The following is a 20,097-nucleotide window of genomic DNA, read 5'->3' as shown; positions in this document are numbered from 1 at the left end:
GGGAACTCCTGGTCGGTGAAGTCGCTGGTGTGTGCGGCGGGTTACGCGGGGTTCGGTCCGGACCGGTCGGCGGCCGGCCGGTGCCGTGCGCCGGTGGGCGGGTGGTGGCGCCGGGCGCGCGCGGACATCCGCTCGACGTCGCGCCGGGAGGCCAGCACGCGGCGGTGGCGCTGACCGCAGGTCAGCTCGCCGGGACCGCGCCCGCCGACCACACGGGCCAGCACGAACAGCAGCAGGACGAGGGCCATGAGGAGGGCGGCGGTGCCGAACCCCCGGACGATGTAGGTGGGCTGCGGCGAGCGCACCAGGTCGAAGGTGGCCAGCGGCAGCGAGATCTGCGGGCCGTTCAGCGGGTCGGCGTTCAGCCCGGCGTTGACGCCGGAGGTGAGCAGCACGGGCGAGGTCTCGCCGATGCCGCGGGCGGTGCCGAGGATCACGGCGGTGGTCAGGCCGGAGCGGGCGGTGGGCAGCACCACCGTCCACACCGTGCGCCAGCGGCTCGCGCCGAGGGCGTAGGAGGCCTCCCGCAGGGAGCCGGGCACCAGCCTGAGCACCACGTCGGCGGCGCGGATGATGATCGGCAGCATCATCACGCTGAGCGCGAGCGAGGCGGCGAAGCCGGACTTGTCGATGCCCAGCATCAGGATGACGGTGGCGTAGATGAACAGACCCGCGACGATCGAGGGCAGCGCGGTCATCGCCTCGACGATGGTGCGCACGAAACGCGCGTAGCGGCCGGGCACCTCGTTGAGGAACACCGCGCAGGCGAGCCCGAGCGGGACGGTGACCAGCAGCGAGATGGTGATCTGCTCCAGCGTGCCGACGATCGCGTGGACCATGCCGCCCCTGGTGAGCGGCTCCAGCGGGCCGGTGCTGGACATGTCCTCGGTGAAGAAGTTGAGGTGCACCAGCGCCGAGCGGCCGCGCCACAGGGTGAAGGCGACCACCATCACCAGCGCGCTGAGCAGCAGCAGGGCGAGGCTCTGCCAGACGACGGCGGCGACCTTGTCGCGCACGGCCGGCCCGTCCTCGTCGAAGGAGACGAGGGTGGCGTACAGGCCGAGGAAGCTCAGGTACGCGACGACGACGAAACCGAGGGCCGAGTCGAACGGGGCGACCCAGACGAACAGCAGCGCGGTCAGCGCGAGCGAGCCCGCGGCGGCGCCGGCGAGGGCGAGCAGGTCGGAGCCGTGCACGGTCGAGGTGCTGCGGCGCGCCTCCGGGCCGTCTTCGGCGACCGGCAGCACGGTCCGGGGCTTGTCGAGGAGGTCGGTGGTCATGTTCAGGCCTCCGCGCCGGCGCCCGAGCGGCTGCGGGCCGCGATCGAGGACGCGATGAAGTTGACGATGAGGGTCAGGACGAACAGCGCGAGGCCCGCGGCCATCAGGGCCGACATGCCGAAGCTGCTCGCGGAGCCGTAGCGCAGGGCGATCAGTGAGGAGACGGAGTTGGCGCCGTTCTCCAGGACGTGCCACTGGACCTTGAACACCGGAGAGATGATCATGAAGATGGCGATCGTCTCGCCCAGCGCCCGGCCGAGGCCGAGCATGGTGCCGCCGATGATGCCGCCGCGGCCGTAGGGCAGGACCACCGCGCGGATCATGCCCCACCGCGTCGCGCCCAGCGCCAGCGCGCCCTCCCGCTCGCCCTGGGGCGCCTGGGAGAACGTCTCGCGCATCACCGAGCAGGCGATCGGCGTGACCATCAGCGCCACGACCAGGCCGGCGATGAAGGTCGAGGAGGTGTAGGCGGTGGCCGTCTGGAGCGGGTCGCCCGGGTCGGCCCCGTCCACCTCGAAGACCGGGATCCAGGCGAAGTAGGTGGAGATCCAGCGGGAGACCCCGGTCACCTCCCCCTGGAACAGGAACAGGCCCCACAGGCCGAACACCACGCTGGGCACGGCGGCCATCAGGTCGACCAGGCTGATCAGGGTCCGCTTCAGCTTCCGCGGCGCGTACTCCGAGATGTACAGCGCGGTGCCGAGCGCCAGCGGCAGCGCGAAGCAGATCGCCGTCACACCGATCAGTACCGTGCCGATCAGGACGGCGGCGATGCCGAAGTTGTGCGAGTCCGGCTCCCACGCCTCGGTGGTGATGAAGTCCCACCTGGCCACGCGCAGCGCCTGGGCCGCGCGGTAGGTGAGGAAGACACCGACCAGCAGCATGATCGCCAGTACCCCGGCCCCGCTGCCGCGCAGCAGGCCCTGGAAGACGCGGTCCACCGGCTCGACGCGGCCGCGCGACACCCGCCGCGCGTCGTCGGGGTGACCGCCCTCCGGTCCAGGCTCGGGCGAGGACCCAAGCCTGGGCATGACAACGCTCATTTCACACCCGATCCGGTGCGGCCCGTGACGCCGCGGTCCTCGGCGGCGGTCCGGACCCGGACCGCGCGCTCTTCCTTCGCCCGGGGCAGCGTCGGCTCGGTGAGCTCCGCCACCGGGACCGCGTTCACGAACTGCCCGAGGTTGTACTGGCAGTCCCGCTGCCGCTGGTACGGCCGTCCGGCGACCGCGGCGGCGCGGCCGTCGATCTCCAGCCGCCAACTCCAGCCACCGGCCGACTCCGTGGTCGTCAGCAGCACCCGGGCGTCCCCGATCCGCTCCCGCAGCCTCAGCAGCGCGGCGCGGCACTCGGCGAAGCCCGCGTACATCTCGGCGCTGCGGCCCAGCTCACGATGGTTGGAGCCGACGAGCCGCCAGCCGACGCACCCGCCCTCCGCCGCCCCCGCGGGTCTTCGCTGCGCCCCGCGCACGACGTACAGAAAACGCGACGGAACCATGGAAACCACCCCCTCCCTGTCGCCCCAGGGACTGTTTTCCGCCAGCGGCGGAGAACAGCCCAAAGCGCACTGAGAGTCCCGGACCTGTGTACGAGCTGGGCCCACAGTTGAGTGAAGGCCGAACGCAGGTGAGATGAACGAGAGGGTTCGGTGCTTGTGGAGGTTCTGAGGAGAGCTGACAGGATGTCACCAGGCGCGCCCGGCAGCGGCCGGACATGGGAAATCCCCCGGCGCGGACGTGCCGCACCGGGGGACCGTGACGAGACGGCGAGGCCGGGGCCCCTGGGACGGGCCCCGCGACAGGCCCTAGTGTCCCGGCAGGCAGCGTTTGCCCGTCAAGGAGCGGCGTCCGGCGCGTGCTCTCGGTGTGCCGGGTGCAGGCCCTCGTACTGGATGTACTTGGGTCTGTGCCCGGTGCGGCGAGAGGGCGTGCCGGGCGTCGCGACGGGGCGAACGTTGCCTGTCGGGGCACTAGTCGACCTCTGCCACCGCCTCCGCGAACTGGGCCTTGTACAGCCGCGCGTACGCGCCCTCGGCCGCCAGCAGCTCGGCGTGGGCGCCCTGTTCGACGATCGAGCCGTTCTCCATGACCAGGATCGTGTCGGCGTCCCGGATGGTCGACAGCCGGTGGGCGATCACGAACGAGGTGCGGCCGTGCGCGAGCTTGGCCATCGCCTTCTGGATCAGCACCTCCGTGCGGGTGTCCACCGAACTCGTCGCCTCGTCCAGCACCAGGATCACCGGGTCGGACAGGAACGCGCGGGCGATGGTGATGAGCTGCTTCTCGCCGGCGCTCACCCCCGTGCCCTCGTCGTCGATCACGGTGTCGTAGCCGTCGGGCAGGGTGCGGATGAAACGGTCCGCGTGCGCCGCCCGCGCGGCCTCCTCGATGTCCCCGCGGGTGACCTCGCGTGAGGCCCCGTAGGCGATGTTCTCCGCGATCGTGCCGCCGAACAGCCAGGTGTCCTGGAGCACCATGCCGATCCCCGAACGCAGCTCGTCGCGGGACATCCCCGCGATGTCGGCCCCGTCGAGGGTGATCCGCCCGCCGGACACCTCGTAGAACCGCATCAGCAGATTGACCAGCGTGGTCTTGCCCGCGCCGGTCGGCCCGACGATCGCCACCGTCTGCCCCGGCTCGACCTTCAGCGACAGGTCCTCGATGAGCGGCTTGTCGGGGTCGTAGCGGAAGGACACCTCCTCCAGCGCGACCCGCCCGCGCAGCTGCTTCGGCCGCCCGCCCGCCGCCGGCTCCGCGGACTGCTCCGGGGCGTCCAGCAGCTCGAAGACCCGCTCGGCGGAGGCGACTCCCGACTGCACGAGGTTCGCCATCGACGCGATCTGCGTCAGCGGCATGGAGAACTGCCGCGAGTACTGGATGAACGCCTGCACATCACCGATCGAGAGCGTGCCGGAGGCCACGCGCAGCCCGCCGACCACCGCCACCAGGACGTAGTTGATATTCGACACGAACATCATCAGCGGCTGCATGATCCCGCTGTTGAACTGCGCCTTGAACCCGGCCTCGTACAGCGCCTCGTTCTGCTCGGCGAACTGCCGCGCCGACTCCTGCTGCCGCCCGAACACCTTCACCAGCGTGTGGCCGGTGTACATCTCCTCGATGTGCGCGTTCAGCTGACCGGTGACCCGCCACTGCTGCACGAAGTGCGGCTGGGACCTCTTGCCGACCCGGGTCGCCACGACGAACGACAGCGGCACGGTGACCAGCGCGACCAGCGCCAGCAGCCAGGACACCCAGAACATCATCGCCAGCACGCCGATGACCGTCAGCACCGAGTTGATCAGCTGGCCCATCGACTGCTGAAGGGTCTGCCCGATGTTGTCGATGTCGTTGGTGGCCCGGCTGAGCACCTCACCGCGCTGGCGCTTGTCGAAGTACGACAGCGGCAGCCGGGACAGCTTCGTCTGCACGTCCTCGCGCATCCGGAACATGGTGTTGTTGACCGACCGGTTCACCAGCCGCGTCGCCACCGCCATCAGCAGACCGGCGGCCAGGAACACCCCGAGCGCGATCAGCAGCACATGCCCGACGGCGGTGAAGTCGATGCCCTCGCCGGGGGTGAAGTCGGTGCCCCGCAGCATGTCGGCGACGTCGCCGTCGCCGCGCTCGCGCATGCCGTCGAGGACCTGCTCCTTGCTCTGGCCGGGCTCCATCTGCCGCCCGACGAGCCCCGCGAACACCAGGTCGGTGGCCTCGCCCAGGATCTTCGGCCCGGCCACCGACAGACCCACGCTGACGACCACGCACAGCAGCAGCGCGCCGATGGTCAGCCGCTCCGGCCGGAACTGCGCGACGAGCCGTTTGAACGACCCCTTGAAGTCCAGCGAGCGCTGGTCCGGGCCGCCCCCGGCCATCATCCGCCCCATGGGCCCGGCCATCAGGCGGCCTCCGCTTCCGTCAGCTGGGAGAGCACGATCTCCCGGTAGGTCTCGTTGTCCGCCATCAGCTCGTGGTGGCGGCCCTCGCCGACCACCCGGCCCTCGTCGAGCACGACGATCCGGTCCGCGTCACGGATGGTCGCCACCCGCTGCGCCACGATCACCACGGTCGCCTCGGCCGTCTCCCGCGCCAGCGCGGCCCGCAGGGCGGCGTCGGTGGAGTAGTCGAGCGCCGAGAAGGAGTCGTCGAACAGATAGATCTCCGGGCGCTGCACCAGCGTGCGCGCGATGGCCAGGCGCTGGCGCTGACCGCCGGAGACATTGGTGCCTCCCTGCGCGATGGGCGCGTCCAGACCGCCCTCCAGCGCCTGAACGAAGTCCTTGGCCTGCGCCACCTCCAGCGCGTGCCACAGATCCGCGTCGGTGGCGTCCGGATCGCCGTAGCGCAGATTGGTCGCGACCGTCCCCGCGAACAGATACGGCCTCTGCGGCACGAACCCGACCACCCGTGCCAGCACCTGCGGGTCCACCGCGGCCACGTCCTCCCCGTCGACCAGCACCCGGCCGTCGGTGGCGTCGAACAGCCGCGGCACCAGCCCCAGCAGGGTGGACTTGCCGCTGCCGGTCGAACCGATCACGGCCGTGGTCTCCCCCGGGCGGGCCACCAGGTCGACGTGCCTGAGCACCGGCTCCTCGGCACCCGGGTAGCGGAACCCGGCGCCGCGGATCTCCAGATGCCCGTGGCGGCGCAGCTCGCGCACCGGGTTCGCCGGCGGCACCACGCTGCTCTCGGTGTCCAGGACCTCCTGGATGCGCTCGGCGCACACCTCGGCGCGCGGCACCATCATGAACATGAAGGTGGCCATCATCACGGACATCACGATCTGCATCAGATAGGCGAGGAACGCCGTCAGATCGCCGATCTGCATGCCGCCGCTGTCGATGCGGTGGGCGCCGAACCACACCACCGCGATCGACGACAGGTTCACCACCGTCATGACGATGGGGAACATCAGCGCGAGCAGCCGGCCGGTGCCCAGCGACATCTCGGTCAGCTCGGTGTTGGACTTCCGGAACCGCTGCTGCTCGTACTCGTCGCGGACGAAGGCGCGGATGACGCGGTTGCCGGTGATCTGCTCGCGCAGCACCCGGTTCACCGTGTCCAGGCGCTCCTGCATGGCCCGGAACAGCGGCCGCAGGGCCCGCACGATCAGCGTCACGCAGATGCCGAGCACCGGCACCACCGCGATCAGCACGGCGGACAGCGGCACATCCAGGCCGAGGGCCATCACGATGCCGCCGACGCACATGATCGGCGCCGACGCGAGCAGCGTGAACGCCATCAGGGCCAGCATCTGCACCTGCTGGACGTCGTTGGTCGTCCGGGTGATCAGCGACGGGGCGCCGAAGTGGCCGAGCTCACGGGAGGAGAAGGACTGGACGCGCTCGAAGACGGCGGCGCGCACGTCCCGGCCGAGCGCGGAGGCCGTGCGGGCGCCGTAGTGGACGGCGCCGACGTTGCACACGATCTGGACCATGGAGATCGCGATCATCAGTGCGCCGAAGGTGAGGATGTAGCCCGTGTCCCCGTGCACGACACCGTTGTCGATGATGTCCGCGTTCAGGGTGGGCAGGTAGAGGGTGGCGCAGGTCTGCAGGAACTGGAGCAGCATCAGCAGGGCGATGGGTTTGCGGTAGGGACTGAGGTGGGCCCGCAGAAGTCGTATGAGCACGTCGCTTCTCTCGGAGTCGGCGGCGGGTCGGCGATGGGGGCGGTCGGTTGCCCTTGGCCCCTATCGTCGGACACCGCACCCGCGTTACCTCAACCGATTAACCCATCGGCACGTAAAGATCTGCCTCTTACAGCCGGAACGCCCCGGGATGCGTCTGTTCGCGCACGGACACGAACTGCTGGCGCACGGCCTGTCCCACGGCCAGTTCCTCGCCGGGGTCGAGCACCTGGGCGGCCGCGCCCTGCCAGGCGGGCGGGGTGCGCGGGTCGAGTGTGCCCTGCGACACACCGAGGGCCCAGGCGGCCTGCCGGGCGGCGCCGATCGCGGCGTAGTCGGCCGGCTGCGGCACCACGACCCGGGCCCCGAACAGCGCGGGCGCGGCCGCCTGCACCGCGGGCAGCTCGGCGGCCGGGCCCAGCAGGAAGATCCGCCGCACCTCCACGCCCCGGCCGCGCAGTACGTCCAGGGCGTCGGCGAGCCCGCACAGCATGCCCTCGAAGGCGGCCCGCGCCAGATGCTCCGGGCGCATCGCCTCGCGCCTGAGGCCCGCCAGGGTCCCGGCGGTGTGCGGCAGGTGCGGGGTGCGCTCGCCCTCCAGATAGGGCAGCAGCACCAGCCCGTGCGCGCCCGGCGTCGACTTCATCGCCAGGTCGGACAGCGCCTCCAGATCGGGCAGCCCGAGCAGTTCGGCGGTGCCGCGCAGGGCCCGTACGGCGTTCAGCGTGGTCACCACCGGCAGATGCATGCCCGTCGCGTCGGCCAGCGAGGTGATCATCCCGGTGCCGTCGTGCAGCGGCTCGGGGTGCACGGCCATCACCGAGCCGGACGCGCCCAGCGACACGACCGCGTCGCCGAGCCCCACCCCCAGCCCGAACGCGGCGGCCATGGTCTCGCCGGTCCCGGCCGAGATCAGCAGGCCCTCCGGCGTCGTGCCAGCCGCCTCGGAGGGCCCGATCACCTCGGGCAGCATCACCTGGTGACCGAGCGCCAGTTCGATCAGATCAGGCCGGTAGGCGCCGGTCGCCGCCGACCAGTAGCCGGTCCCGGACGCCCCGCCCCGGTCGGTCGTACGGCGCACCGGGCGGCCCAGCAGCTGCCAGACCAGCCAGTCGTGGGCCTGCATCAGCACGGCCGTGCGCCGGGCGTTGTCCGGCTCGTTCTTCTGCAGCCAGCGCAGCTTGGTGACCGCCTGCGCGGCGGTGGGCACACAGCCCACCGCCTGCGACCATGCCTCGCGGCCGCCGAGCGCGTCGAGAAGGTCCGCGGCGGCGACCTGGGCGCGCTTGTCGCCGCCGACCATCGCCGGGCGCACGGTGCCGCCCTGCGCGTCCAGCGGGACCACGGCGTTGGCCTGCGAGGAGACACCGATGGCCTGCACGCCCTCCAGGAGCCCGCCGCCGGCCGCCTCCCCGAGGGAGAGCAGCCAGGCCTGCGGGTCCACGTCACTGGGGCGTGCGTCGTCGGCGCCCTCCACCGGATGAGGGGCGTACCCCTGCCTCAGTACCGACCCGGTGTCCGTGTCACAGACGACGATGCGCGTGAAATCGGGTGAGCTGTCCAGCCCGGCGACTATCCCCATGAGAGAGATTTTGCCGTACGCGGCCCGCATCGGCGTTCGCAGGCTCAGGTGTTGCTCGTGCCCCAGTCGTCGTCCTCCGGGAAGCTGCCGTTGCGGTCCCGCAGATGACGGACCCGATCCGCCACGGACGCCGGGATCCGGTCACCGACCTTGGCGCCCACCGCGTGCAACGCCTTGCCGGTGAACTCGCGGCTCTGGTGCGCGGCGGTCTCCGCGGTGTTGCGGACGGCGGGGTTCTCGGCGATCTGCCGGGCGGACTTCTTCAGCTGTTCGTAGCGCTCTCGCCCGGCACGCGTGCCCAGGACGTAACCCAGAGCCAGTCCGGCGACGAACGTGAGCTTGTAGCGCATTGCAGAGCCACCCTTCCGTGGTGGTGGAGAACCGATTGGCGGAGCACCCCCCTGCTTGCGCTAATGTATGTGTCGCAGCGAGCGAGCGCCCCCTGGCGAATACCCAGGTAGGTACGTTCGATGCAACGAGGCATTCCTCCGTAGCTCAATTGGCAGAGCAGCCGGCTGTTAACCGGCAGGTTACTGGTTCGAGTCCAGTCGGGGGAGCTCGGTCCTCCGTAGCTCAATTGGCAGAGCAGCCGGCTGTTAACCGGCAGGTTACTGGTTCGAGTCCAGTCGGGGGAGCATCGTGAACGAGGACCCTTCGGGGTCCTTTTTCATGTCCGGTTCGGGCCGGGTGGAACCGCCGCAACCAGGGCGGAGTCTCCAAGGTCACCGAGGGCCGCGGGAAGCCGACCATCCGGAGCAGGAGATCGTATGAGCGGCTATGCTGCGGCAGACGGCGCGCACACATGTACGCGACACGCCGCTATGGGGCGGTAGCTCAGCCGGTTAGAGCAGCGGACTCATAATCCGTCGGCCGTGGGTTCGAGTCCCACCCGCCCCACTGCGAGCCGCAGGTGAAGAAACGATCTCACCTGCGGCTTTGGCGTGTCCAGGGTCTGTCGTGCCATCAGGCGAGCCGAGCTCAAGCCTTTGGCTGGGAACCACCTGGGAACGAGAGTCCCCGGGTTGGACCTGCTCGTGCCGCCGACGCGGCACGAGGGCCGCCGCCTTCTCGCCGCGTCGCGCCCGACTCCACCCAGCTGTGAGTACAGGTCTGCGGTGATCGTCACCGTGGAGTGCCCGAGGCGCTTCGACACGATCGCCGTGTCGACCCCGGCGGCGAGCATCGGTGACGCCTGCCCGTGCCGTGCAGCCGTAAGGTCTGCCCGTCGTCGTGGGTGTAGCCGCCCTCACTGATCCGGGCGAGGACCGTGCTCGGCTCGCGCTCGGCCTCGTCGGACGTGGCGAAACCGCCCTTCCCGGCGTCTTGATCAGTGACGGCCCGGTCGGCACCGGTCCTGCCCGCCGCCTCGCCAGTGATCCGCTGAGCCGCTTCGAAGACCTGCGCCTGGACTCCTGGAAGTGGCTCGACGGTCTCCTCGTATCCCACGGGGACGATCAGTGCGACAGGCGGCACGCGCGGGGCCTGCGAGACGACCACGATGTCCGCAACGGAAAGGTACGGGCGCCGACCGCTCTCGAAGTTGGCCAGGCACGGATCGCGCAAAGGGGAATTTCGGCCAACCTGTCTCAGTGATAATGACATGGTCATATCAATGATGCCAGGCTGGCGGGCGCACGACGCAGACCCGCGCCCCTCACCTCGATGCCCTACGCCGCAGCGGTCCACACCGCTGTTTCCGTAGCTCTTCCCGGACAGCACCCCCCTGTTCGGGCTGTCACCGGCCGGGATCCCGGCCGTCGCAGAAGGAGTTCCGTTGAGACGTTCCCCCCGCAAGGCAGCGCGCCGGTGCGCGCTGCTCGTCGGCGCCGCGATGGTCGCCGTCGCGCTTCCAGGCCAGGCCATCGCCGGCACCCCGGCCCAGGCCCCGGCCGCCCAGGCCCGCTCCGGCGCGCTGCCGGCCCAGCTCAGCCCGGCCGAGCGCGCCGCGCTGCTGGCCGACGCCCAGGCGCACCGGGCCGCCACCGCCCAGGCCCTGGGCCTGGGCGGGCAGGAGGCGCTGGTGGCGAAGTCGGTGACCAAGGACGCCGACGGCAGCGTGCACACCCGCTACGAGCGCACCTTCGCCGGGCTGCCGGTGCTCGGCGGTGACCTGGTGGTGCACGCGGGGGCCAACGGCGCCGCCAGGAGCGTCACCAAGAACACCAAGGCCACCATCACCGTCGCCTCCACCACCGCGGTCAAGACCGCCGACTCGGCGAAGTCCTTCGCGCTGGGCCGGGCGAAGGCCGAGGGCGCCAAGGCTCCCACGGCCGACTCGGTGCGCAAGGTCGTCTGGGCCGGCTCCGGCAGGCCCACCCTGGCCTGGGAGTCCGTCATCGGCGGCGTGCAGCACGACGGCACCCCCTCGCAGCTGCACGTGATCACCGACGCGAGAACCGGCGCCGAGCTCTTCGAGTACCAGGGCATCAGGACCGGCGTCGGCAACAGCATGTACAGCGGCCAGGTCGCCATCGGCACCTCACCGGCGGGCTCGACCTACGAGATGAGCGACCCCACCCGCGGCGGGAACAAGACCTACGACCTGGGCGGTGGCTCCTCCGACCCCGGCACGCTGTTCACCGACGCCGACGACACCTGGGGCGACGGCACTCCTTCCAACGCCCAGACCGCCGGCGTGGACGCGCACTACGGCGCCCAGCTGACCTGGGACTACTACAAGAACGTGCACGCCCGCAACGGCATCAAGAACGACGGCGTGGCCGCCTATTCCCGCGTCCACTTCGGCGACTCCTACGTCAACGCCTTCTGGGACGACTCCTGCTTCTGCATGACCTACGGCGACGGTGACGGCAACGCCCGGCCGCTCACCTCCATCGACGTCGGCGCCCACGAGATGACCCACGGCGTCACCGCCAACACCGCCAACCTCGTCTACAGCGGCGAGTCCGGCGGCCTCAACGAGGCCACCTCCGACATCTTCGCCGCCGCGGTGGAGTTCTGGGCGAACAACGCCAACGACGCCGGCGACTACCTGGTCGGCGAGAAGATCAACATCTTCGGCGACGGTACCCCGCTGCGCTACATGGACAAGCCCTCCAAGGACGGCGGCTCCAAGGACTCCTGGTACCCCGGTATCGGCGGCATCGACGTCCACTACTCCTCCGGACCGGCCAACCACTGGTTCTACCTGGCCTCCGAGGGCAGCGGCGCCAAGACGATCAACGGGGTGAGCTACGACTCCCCGACCTCCGACGGGCAGCCGGTCACCGCGATCGGCCGCGACGCCGCCGCGAAGATCTGGTACCGGGCGCTGAGCACGTACATGACCTCCTCCACCACCTACGCCGGCGCCCGCACCGCGACGCTGCAGGCCGCCGCCGACCTGTACGGCCCGTACAGCTCCACCTACATCAACGCCACCAACGCCTGGGCCGCGATCAACGTCGGCCCCCGCGTCGTCCTGGGCGTGACGGTCACCAGCCCGGACACGCAGTACGGCCTGGTCGGCGCCGCCGCGAGCCTGCAGGTCCAGGCCACCAGCACCAACCCGGGCCCGCTGACCTACACCGCCACCGGCCTGCCGGCGGGCCTGTCGATCAACTCCTCCACCGGCCTGATCTCCGGCACCCCCACCACCGCGGGTAGCCGCAAGGTCAAGCTCACGGTGAAGGACTCCACGGGCGCCACCGGCACAGCCTCCTTCACCTGGAACGTCTACAGGCCCGGCCCCTGCAACCCCACGCAGTTGCTCGGCAACGCCGGCTTCGAGTCCGGTAACACCGTGTGGGCCGCCAGCGCCGATGTCATCGACAACGGCACCGGCCGGCCGGCGCGCACCGGTTCGTGGAAGGCGTGGCTGAACGGCTACGGCAACCTGCACATCGACACCGTCTCGCAGACGGTGACCATCCCGGCCGGATGTCACGCGATCCTGACGTACTGGCAGAGCATCGACACCGCCGAGAACACGACCACGGCCCGGGTCGACCATCTGGATGTCCAGGCGAACTCGACCTACCTGGCCTCGTTCTCCAACCTGGACGCGAGCTCCGGCTACGTGCAGAAGACCTACGACCTCTCCTCCTTCGCCGGGCAGAGCGTCACCCTGAAGTTCACGGGCACGGAGGACTTCCACCGGCAGACCTCCTTCGTGATCGACGACGTCTCGATCATCGTCACCCCCTGAAACCCCGCCTGCGCCTGAGGTCCTGACGGGCCGCGGCACGGCACGCGGGTGAAGGACGAGGTCCGCTCCCCTCCGGGGGCGGGCCTCGTCGCCGTTGCCGGCGCCCGCCGGGGCCGGCGAGGTCGTAGCCGCCGCCTGCTGGATCCGCGGAATTCGGCTCCGGATCGGGCCGTTGATCAGACTCATCATCCGTCGGCCGTGGGTTCGAGTCCCACCCGCCCCACCACGGCAGTGCCGTGCCGGAACGTCAGTCCAGATATCCCCGCAGCTGGTCCGCGAACGCGTGGTCCCTCAGCTTGTTCAGGGTCTTCGACTCGATCTGGCGGATGCGCTCCCGGGTCACCCCGAAGATGCGGCCTATCTCCTCCAGAGTACGCGGGCGTCCGTCCGCCAGCCCGTAGCGCAGCTGGACCACCTTGCGCTCCCGCTCCCCCAGCGTCGACAGCACCGCCTCCAGGTGCTCCCTCAGCAGCAGGAACGCGGCTGACTCGACCGGGGACGCGGCGTCGCCGTCCTCGATGAGGTCGCCGAGCGCCACGTCGTCCTCCTCGCCGACCGGCGCGTGCAGCGAGACCGGCTCCTGGGCCAGGCGCAGGACCTCGCCCACCCGCTCGGGCGCGAGGTCCAGTTGGCCGGCCACCTCCTCCGGGGTCGGCTCGTAGCCGCGCTCCTGGAGCATGCGGCGCTGGACGCGCACCACGCGGTTGATGAGCTCGACGACATGGACGGGCACCCGGATGGTGCGGGCCTGGTCGGCGAGGGCGCGGGACATGGCCTGGCGGATCCACCAGGTGGCGTAGGTGGAGAACTTGTAGCCGCGGGCGTAGTCGAACTTCTCCACCGCCCGGATCAGTCCGAGGTTGCCCTCCTGGACCAGGTCGAGCATGGTCAGACCGCGGCCGACGTACCGCTTGGCGACCGACACCACCAGGCGCAGATTCGCCTCGATGAGACGGCGTTTGGCCATCCGGCCCATGACGACCAGCCGGTCGAGGTCGAGCGCGAGCCGGGTGTCCAGGTCGGGGCTGTTGAGCAGCTTCTCCTCGGCGAACAGGCCGGCCTCGACGCGGCGGGCGAGGTCGACCTCCTCGGCGGCGGTGAGCAGCGGGATGCGCCCGATCTCCCGCAGGTACTGGCGGAACAGGTCCGAGGACGGCCCGCCGGTGTCGGCGCGGGCGGGAGCCGGTTCGGCCGGCTCGGCGGGCTCCGTCTCCAGCGCCTCGGCGGGCGGTTCGGCCGGCTCGGGCGCGGACTCCGGGTCTGCCTCGGGACGGAGCGCGGCACGGCCCTGCGGCGGTACGGCGACGAGCACCCCGCTGTCGGGGTCGGGCTCCGGGCCGTTGGTGTCGGTGTCGTTCTGGACGAGGGTCTGGGTCTGCACGGGGGCGACCTCCAGGGTGATCGCTGCGGAGTCGTACGGCAGCGCTGCTTCGGGGGCGGAGTCGGCGGCCTCGCCGCAGTCCGTCCCGTCCGCGATGAGCGGAATCGCGGGGGTGGGGGACCCGTCGGGGACGGATCGGCCGCGCTCCGGGGACTCAGGCACCGGAACCCAGTGTGGGGTAAGACACATCGCCGCCACGAGGGGCGTGCGAGGACTTTTTGGGACCGGTCCGTGACCGCGCGATTACCGTCACGGCTAACGGAGGCGCCGCCGCCGTGCTGATCTGGCACGATCCCCGGGTGTCCGGATCCCTGTACGAAACCCATGTCACGGTCCGCTGCGACGGCCCGGCCGAGTCCGAGCGGCTCGACCGCTGGGCGGCCGCGGCCGGTCTGAAGCTCACCCGCATCGAACTGGCCCGTGGCCGGATGCGGGTGCAGCCCATGCTGACCCTGACCGGCTCGCCGACCCGTGCCGCCGCCGCGGCGGACGCCGGGCGCGTGGTGGCACGGCTGCGGGCGGACGGGTTCGTGCCGGTCCGGGTCAAGACCGAGTCGGCGCCGTGGGCGCCCGAGGTGCCTCGGGAACCGTGCGCCGCCCCGCAGTACTTCGAGCATCACGTGAAGCTGCGGCCGGCCGCCGACGCCGGTCTCGACGCGCTGGCCGCCGTGGTCGTGCCGCACGGCGCCCATCTGTCGTGGAACGCGCGGCGGGTCCTCGGCGGGGGCCGGCACGAGCGGTTCGTCACCCAGCGGTGCCGGGGCGTGGACGCCGAGGGCGCGCGGCGGGCGCTCGACGCTCTGCTCGCCGAGCTGGACGGGTTCGAAGTGGTCGAGGTGGAACGGGAGTTCGTGCTCCACGACAGCGACCTGTCGGTCGACGACGGATGGATCGAGGACGCGCCGGTCGCCTTCGAGGAGGCGAGGAGGTCACAGGGCGCCGGCCCCGTGCTCCCGTAGCGCCTGGTCGTACTGCTGGAGCACCCACAACTCGTTCTGTACGGCGGCCAGTTCGGCCGGGTCGCCGCCGGCGGCCAGCCGGGTCAGCCGGGACTGGACGTCCCGGATGCGCCGCTCCACCGCGCGGCGGCGGACCTGGACCAGCACCATGCCCGCGTACACCTCGTCGGCCGTGCGGCGCATGATCGCCTCGACGGCCAGCTCGGTCACCATCGCGCGGACGGTGTCGTCGGGGGCGGCCTCGCGGACCTGGACCAGATACTGCTGCGGGTCCGGGATGCCGTACTCGGCGCCGCCCGCCTCCAGGATCGCCAGGCGCACGGCCGCGTAGGGCGCGGCGGTGAACTCGTCCACCCCGTAGGCGTCGAAGGCCGGGGAGACCAGCTCCGGGCGCTGGAGGGCGAGCTTGAGCAGCTCGCGCTCGGTGGCGTAGACGGGATTGCGCAGGTTCAGCGCCGGGCCGGAGGGCGCGGCGGGGGCCGTCTGATGGAGCCGGCCGCCGCGCTGCCGCTCGGGGGCCGGGCCCCGGCCGCCGCGGTCGCGGGCCCAGCGGGCCAGCTGGGCCACCCGCTTGACGACGAACTGCGTGTCCAGGATGCCGAGCATCCCGGCGAGCTGGACGGCGACCTCGTGCTGGGCGCCGCTGTTCTTGATCCGGGCGACGATCGGCGCGGCCTCGTCCAGGGCGGCGGCGCGGCCGGCCGGGGTGTTCAGGTCGTAGCGGGCGACGATCTGGCGCAGCGCGAACTCGAACAGCGGGGTGCGCGGCTCGGCCAGGTCGGCCACCGCGTCGTCGCCCTTGGCCAGGCGCAGCTCACAGGGGTCCATGCCGTCGGGGGCGATGGCGATGTACGTCTCGGCGGCGAACTTCTGGTCGTCCTCGAAGGCCCGCAGGGCGGCCTTCTGGCCGGCGGCGTCGCCGTCGAAGGTGAAGATCACCCGGGCCGAGCCGTTGTCCATGAGCAGGCGCCGCAGGATGCGGATGTGTTCGCCGCCGAAGGCCGTGCCGCAGGTGGCGATGGCCGTGGTGACCCCGGCGAGGTGGCAGGCCATGACGTCGGTGTAGCCCTCGACGACGACGGCCCGGCTGGACTTGGCGATGGGCTGCTTGGCCAGGTCGATGCCGTAGAGGACCTGCGACTTCTTGTAGATCGGCGTCTCGGGGGTGTTGAGGTACTTCGGGCCGTTGTCGGCCTCGTACAGCTTGCGCGCGCCGAAGCCGACGACCTCTCCGCCGATGTCCCGGATGGGCCACATCAGCCGGCCGCGGAAGCGGTCGATGGGTCCGCGGCGGCCCTCCTGCGACAGGCCCGACAGGATCAGCTCCTTGTCGGTGAAGCCCTTGCCGCGCAGGAAGCGGGTGAGGTGGTCCCAGCCCTGGGGGCTGTAGCCCACGCTGAAGTGCACGGCCGCGGCCTGGTCGAAGCCGCGCTCGGCGAGGAAGATCCGGCCGGTGTCGGCCTCGGGGCTGGTGGCGAGCTGCTCCGCGTACCAGTCGGCCGCGATCTTGTGCGCCTCGACCAGGCGGATGCGCTCGCCGCGCTGGTGGGCGGGGTTGTAGCCGCCCTCCTCGTAGCGCAGGGTGATGCCCGCCTGGCCGGCCAGCCGTTCGACCGCCTCGGAGAAGGTGAGGTGGTCGATCTTCATCACGAACGTGATGGTGTCGCCGCCCTCCTGGCAGCCGAAGCAGTGGAAGAAACCCTTGCTCGGGCTGACCTGGAAGGACGGCGACTTCTCGTCGTGGAACGGGCACAGCCCCTTGAGGTTGCCGCCACCCGCGTTGCGCAGCTGGAGGTACTCGGACACGACGGCGTCGATCGGAACCGCGTCCCGTACCGCCTTCACGTCCTCGTCATTGATCCGTCCTGCCACGAGGAGATTCTACGGTGAGGGACTGACAGACCGACGCCCCCGAAAGGGGCGCGGGGCCGTATCGATGTGCGGCTCCGCCGCGTGGGCGCGAGAAGCGGCCACGCGGCGGAGGACGACGCGGACCGGGCGGACGCTCAGGTGCCCAGCTCCTCCAACGCCACATGAGGATCGGCCAGCGCGTCGGAGGAGACCCGGGCCTTGGTCCGGATCAACCGCTGAATCGGCTCTGTGACGTCCCACACGTTCACATTCATCCCGGCCAGCACCCTCCCCTCCTTCATCCAGAAGGCGATGAACTCCCGCTTGCCCGCGTCCCCCCGGATCACCACCTCGTCGTACGACCCCGGCGGCGCCCACCCGCTGTACTCCATGCCCAGGTCGTACTGGTCGGAGAAGAAGTAGGGCACCCGGTCGTAGACGACGTCCTGCCCGAGCATGGCCCGCGCGGCCGCGGGTCCCCCGTTGAGCGCGTTGGCCCAGTGCTCCACCCGCAGCCGGGTGCCGAACAGCTCGTGCGGGAAGGAGACCACGTCACCGGCGGCGTAGATGTCCGGGTCTGAGGTGCGCAGCCGTTCGTCGGCGACGATGCCGCCCCCGTACGCCCGGTCGGCGATCTCCAGCCCGGCCGCCTCGGCGAGCGCGGTGCGCGGGGCCGCGCCGATCGCGGCGAGGACGGCGTGCGCGGGGTGCTCCTCACCGTCGGAGGTGTGGGCCGCGAGGACCATGCCGTCCTGCCCGGTGATCTCCGTGAGCCGCGCGCCGAAGTGGAAGCGGACGCCGTGCTCGCGGTGCAGCTCGGCGAAGAGGTTGCCGAGCTCGGGCCCGAGGACGCCGTGCAGCGGGGTGGGCTCCGGCTCGACGACGGTGACCTCGGCGCCGTAGCCGCGGGCCGCCGCCGCGACCTCCAGGCCGATCCAGCCGGCCCCGGCGATCACCAGGTGGCCGTTGTCGCGGCCGAGCGCGGTCAGGGCCTGCTTGAGCCGCTCGGCGTGGGCGAGGCGGCGCAGATGGTGGACGCCGACGAGGTCCGTGCCGGGGATGTCCAGGCGGCGCGGCTCGGCCCCGGTCACGATCAGCAGCTTGTCATAGTGGACGAGGGTGCCGTCGTCGCCGAAGCGGACCGTCCTCGCCGTGCGGTCGATCGCGTCGACCGTCTGGCCGAGGTGCAGTTCGACGTCGTTGCGCGCGTACCAGGCCGGTTCGTGCACGAAGACGCTGTCGCGGCCCTCCTTGCCGAGCAGGAACCCCTTGGACAGCGGGGGCCGCTCGTAAGGGTGGTCGCGTTCGTCGCAGATCAGTATCACCCGCCCCGAGAAGCCCTCCGCGCGGAGCGTCTCGGCCGCCTTGGCTCCCGCGAGACCGCCACCGACGATGACGAATGTCTGATCCGCGTCGACCACTTGATGCCTCCTCGTTGACGTAGCGCCACATGCGAGCCTCCCGCACGCAGCGTGATGGGGGAAGAGGGAGTGACCCGATCAGGCCACGCAGGGTTACGTTCCTACGGTGTATGCCCCTGTCACGGGTACCCCGTCAGACGGGTGTGCAGTGACCGGGCCGACGCGTCGGTGAGGGACGCGATCTGGTCGACGATCACCCGCTTGCGGGCGCGGTCGTCGCCGGCCCGGTCGAACAGGGCACGGAACTGCGGGTCGAGGCCGTCGGGCGCGCGCAGGGTGAGCGCGTCGGCGAGTCCGGCGACGACGATCCGCTGGTCGGCGCGGAGCCGGGTCTGCTCGTCGCGCTGCATGACGTACCGGTCGGCGACCGCCTTCAGCACCGCGCACTCCATCCGTGTCTCGCGCGGCACGACCAGTTCGGCGGAGTAGCGGGTGAGCCGCCCGCCGCCGTACGCGGCCCGGGTGGCGGCCTCGGCCGCCAGGCAGAACCGGCCGATGAGCTGGCTGGTGGCGTCCTTCAGCCGGGCCTGGGCGAGGGCTGTGCCGTCGTAGCCGTGCGGCCACCACTCCTGGTCCTGGAGCCGGTCGAGGGCCTCGGCGAGTTCGGCCGGGTCGGTGTCCGCGGGCACATAGCGGCCGACGGCCACCGCGAACACGTCCTGCCGTTCGGGTTCGGCGTGCAGGACGTTGGGGTCGATGTGCCCGGCGTGCAGCCCGTCCTCCACGTCGTGCACCGAGTACGCCACGTCGTCCGACCAGTCCATCACCTGCGCCTCGAAACAGGTGCGGGTGCCGGGGGCGTCCTTGCGGGCCCAGTCGAAGACCGGGCGGTCGTCCTCGTACACGCCGAACTTCGGGGAGCCGGGGGTGTCGGGGTGGGCGCCGCGCGGCCAGGGGTACTTGGTCGACGCGTCCAGGACGGCGCGGGTGAGGTTCAGTCCGACCGAGCCCTCCTCGGTGAACCGCTTGGGCTCGATGCGGGTGAGGAGCCGGAGCGACTGCGCGTTGCCCTCGAAGCCGCCGCAGTCCGCGGCGAATTCGTTGAGGGCCTGTTCGCCGTTGTGGCCGAAGGGCGGGTGGCCGAGGTCGTGGGACAGACAGGCGGCCTCGACCAGGTCGGGGTCGCAGCCGAGGGCCGCGCCGAGCTCCCGGCCCACCTGGGCGCATTCCAGGGAGTGGGTGAGGCGGGTGCGGGGGCTGGCGTCCCAGACGCTGCTGCTGGTGCCGGGGGTGACGACCTGGGTCTTTCCGGCGAGCCTTCTGAGCGCCGAGGAGTGCAGGACGCGTGCGCGGTCGCGCTGGAAGGCGGTGCGGCCCGGGCGTTTGTCGGGCTCGGGGGCCCAGCGTTCAGCTGCTGTGTCGTCGTAGGGGGTGCCTGCCATGGTTCGACAGTACGGGGCGGCAGTGACAATTGCGCCCAGCCGTCCGCCTGGTCATGTTTCGGGTGCGTCTGCGAGTCGCCCGTGGTCCACGCGGCTACGCGCCCGCAGAGTGCCGCCGTGGTGCGCGCGGATCAGCCGTGGTCCTCGCGCCCACGCGTCCGCCGAGTGCAGTCGTCGTCCGCGCGGATCGGCCGTGGCCGGTCGCGCCCACGCGTCCACCGAGTGCCGCCGTGGTGCGCGCGGATCAGCCGTGGTTCCCGCGCCCACGCGTCCACCGAGTGCAGTCGTCGTGCGCCCGGATCGGCCGTGGCCGGTCGCGCCCACGCGTCCACCGAGTGCCGCCGTGGTGCGCGCGGATCAGCCGTGGTCCTCGCGCCCACGCGTCCACCGAGTGCAGTCGTCGTGCGCCCGGATCGGCCGTGGCCGGTCGCGCCCACGCGTCCACCGAGTGCCGCCGTGGTGCGCG

General features: G+C 71.3%; 14 protein-coding genes and 3 tRNA genes. 6 read left to right on the top strand and 11 right to left on the bottom strand.

Features of this window, described 5'->3' with window-relative positions:
- Positions 1 to 41: 41 nt before the first annotated feature.
- From pstA to ABZZ79_RS02415, 7 genes are all read right to left on the bottom strand, one after another.
- On the bottom strand, positions 42 to 1,280 hold the full coding sequence (gene pstA / locus ABZZ79_RS02445) for a phosphate ABC transporter permease PstA (RefSeq protein WP_356685574.1): 1,239 nt from the start codon (positions 1,278 to 1,280) through the stop codon (positions 42 to 44).
- Between the two features lie 2 nt (positions 1,281 to 1,282).
- Positions 1,283 to 2,311 (bottom strand): phosphate ABC transporter permease subunit PstC, encoded by a 1,029-nt coding sequence (gene pstC, locus ABZZ79_RS02440; RefSeq protein WP_356685572.1) that lies wholly within the window; start codon positions 2,309 to 2,311, stop codon positions 1,283 to 1,285.
- 8 nt (positions 2,312 to 2,319) lie between these two features.
- Positions 2,320 to 2,778, bottom strand: coding sequence for a hypothetical protein (locus ABZZ79_RS02435; protein WP_356685570.1), 459 nt, complete (start codon positions 2,776 to 2,778; stop codon positions 2,320 to 2,322).
- Between the two features lie 471 nt (positions 2,779 to 3,249).
- Complete coding sequence (locus tag ABZZ79_RS02430) at positions 3,250 to 5,178, bottom strand: ABC transporter ATP-binding protein (protein WP_356685568.1); 1,929 nt, start codon at positions 5,176 to 5,178, stop codon at positions 3,250 to 3,252.
- Positions 5,178 to 6,911 carry an ABC transporter ATP-binding protein gene (locus ABZZ79_RS02425; RefSeq protein ID WP_356685567.1) on the bottom strand — a complete coding sequence of 578 codons (1,734 nt, stop codon included), beginning with the start codon at positions 6,909 to 6,911 and terminating at the stop codon, positions 5,178 to 5,180. Before ABZZ79_RS02425 ends, ABZZ79_RS02430 begins: the two co-directional genes overlap by 1 nt.
- Before the next feature lie 127 nt (positions 6,912 to 7,038).
- Positions 7,039 to 8,490, bottom strand: a complete 1,452-nt coding sequence (locus tag ABZZ79_RS02420; protein ID WP_356685565.1) for an FGGY family carbohydrate kinase — start codon at positions 8,488 to 8,490, stop codon at positions 7,039 to 7,041.
- Between the two features lie 44 nt (positions 8,491 to 8,534).
- On the bottom strand, positions 8,535 to 8,840 hold the full coding sequence (locus tag ABZZ79_RS02415) for a YtxH domain-containing protein (RefSeq protein ID WP_356685563.1): 306 nt from the start codon (positions 8,838 to 8,840) through the stop codon (positions 8,535 to 8,537).
- Positions 8,841 to 8,974: 134 nt separating this feature from the next.
- Between ABZZ79_RS02415 and ABZZ79_RS02410 the strand changes: the two genes are divergently transcribed.
- The 5 genes from ABZZ79_RS02410 to ABZZ79_RS02390 all read left to right on the top strand — a co-directional run bounded on the left by ABZZ79_RS02410 (position 8,975) and on the right by ABZZ79_RS02390 (position 12,637).
- A tRNA-Asn gene (locus ABZZ79_RS02410) sits at positions 8,975 to 9,047 on the top strand.
- Between the two features lie 5 nt (positions 9,048 to 9,052).
- Positions 9,053 to 9,125: transfer RNA gene (locus tag ABZZ79_RS02405), tRNA-Asn, on the top strand.
- 188 nt (positions 9,126 to 9,313) lie between these two features.
- Positions 9,314 to 9,387 (top strand) — tRNA-Ile (locus ABZZ79_RS02400).
- A 333-nt stretch (positions 9,388 to 9,720) separates the two neighbouring features.
- Positions 9,721 to 10,083 carry a hypothetical protein gene (locus ABZZ79_RS02395; RefSeq protein ID WP_356685561.1) on the top strand — a complete coding sequence of 121 codons (363 nt, stop codon included), beginning with the start codon at positions 9,721 to 9,723 and terminating at the stop codon, positions 10,081 to 10,083.
- A gap of 238 nt (positions 10,084 to 10,321) precedes the next feature.
- The gene (locus ABZZ79_RS02390) at positions 10,322 to 12,637 is read left to right on the top strand and encodes a M4 family metallopeptidase (protein ID WP_356685861.1); all 2,316 of its coding nucleotides are present in this window, start codon (positions 10,322 to 10,324) and stop codon (positions 12,635 to 12,637) included.
- Positions 12,638 to 12,884: 247 nt separating this feature from the next.
- On the opposite strand, the gene ABZZ79_RS02385 is transcribed toward ABZZ79_RS02390, so the two are convergent.
- Positions 12,885 to 14,180, bottom strand: a complete 1,296-nt coding sequence (locus tag ABZZ79_RS02385; protein ID WP_356685559.1) for an RNA polymerase sigma factor — start codon at positions 14,178 to 14,180, stop codon at positions 12,885 to 12,887.
- Positions 14,181 to 14,317: 137 nt separating this feature from the next.
- On the opposite strand from ABZZ79_RS02385, the gene ABZZ79_RS02380 reads away from it, so the two are divergent.
- The gene (locus tag ABZZ79_RS02380; RefSeq protein ID WP_356685557.1) at positions 14,318 to 14,977 is read left to right on the top strand and encodes a hypothetical protein; all 660 of its coding nucleotides are present in this window, start codon (positions 14,318 to 14,320) and stop codon (positions 14,975 to 14,977) included.
- On the opposite strand, the gene dnaG is transcribed toward ABZZ79_RS02380, so the two are convergent.
- The 3 genes from dnaG to ABZZ79_RS02365 all read right to left on the bottom strand — a co-directional run bounded on the left by dnaG (position 14,948) and on the right by ABZZ79_RS02365 (position 19,631).
- The gene (gene dnaG, locus ABZZ79_RS02375) at positions 14,948 to 16,849 is read right to left on the bottom strand and encodes a DNA primase (protein ID WP_356685555.1); all 1,902 of its coding nucleotides are present in this window, start codon (positions 16,847 to 16,849) and stop codon (positions 14,948 to 14,950) included. The genes ABZZ79_RS02380 and dnaG overlap by 30 nt on opposite strands.
- 134 nt (positions 16,850 to 16,983) lie before the next feature.
- Positions 16,984 to 18,249, bottom strand: coding sequence for an FAD-dependent oxidoreductase (locus ABZZ79_RS02370; protein ID WP_356685553.1), 1,266 nt, complete (start codon positions 18,247 to 18,249; stop codon positions 16,984 to 16,986).
- Positions 18,250 to 18,368: 119 nt separating this feature from the next.
- Positions 18,369 to 19,631, bottom strand: coding sequence for a deoxyguanosinetriphosphate triphosphohydrolase (locus ABZZ79_RS02365; RefSeq protein WP_356685551.1), 1,263 nt, complete (start codon positions 19,629 to 19,631; stop codon positions 18,369 to 18,371).
- Between the last annotated feature and the right edge of the window lie 466 nt (positions 19,632 to 20,097).

Source organism: Streptomyces sp. NPDC006458, from assembly GCF_040612135.1.
Lineage (GTDB): Bacteria > Actinomycetota > Actinomycetes > Streptomycetales > Streptomycetaceae > Streptomyces.
Note: the sequence above shows the minus strand (reverse complement) of the source record. Positions and strands in the feature narration are given on the sequence as shown.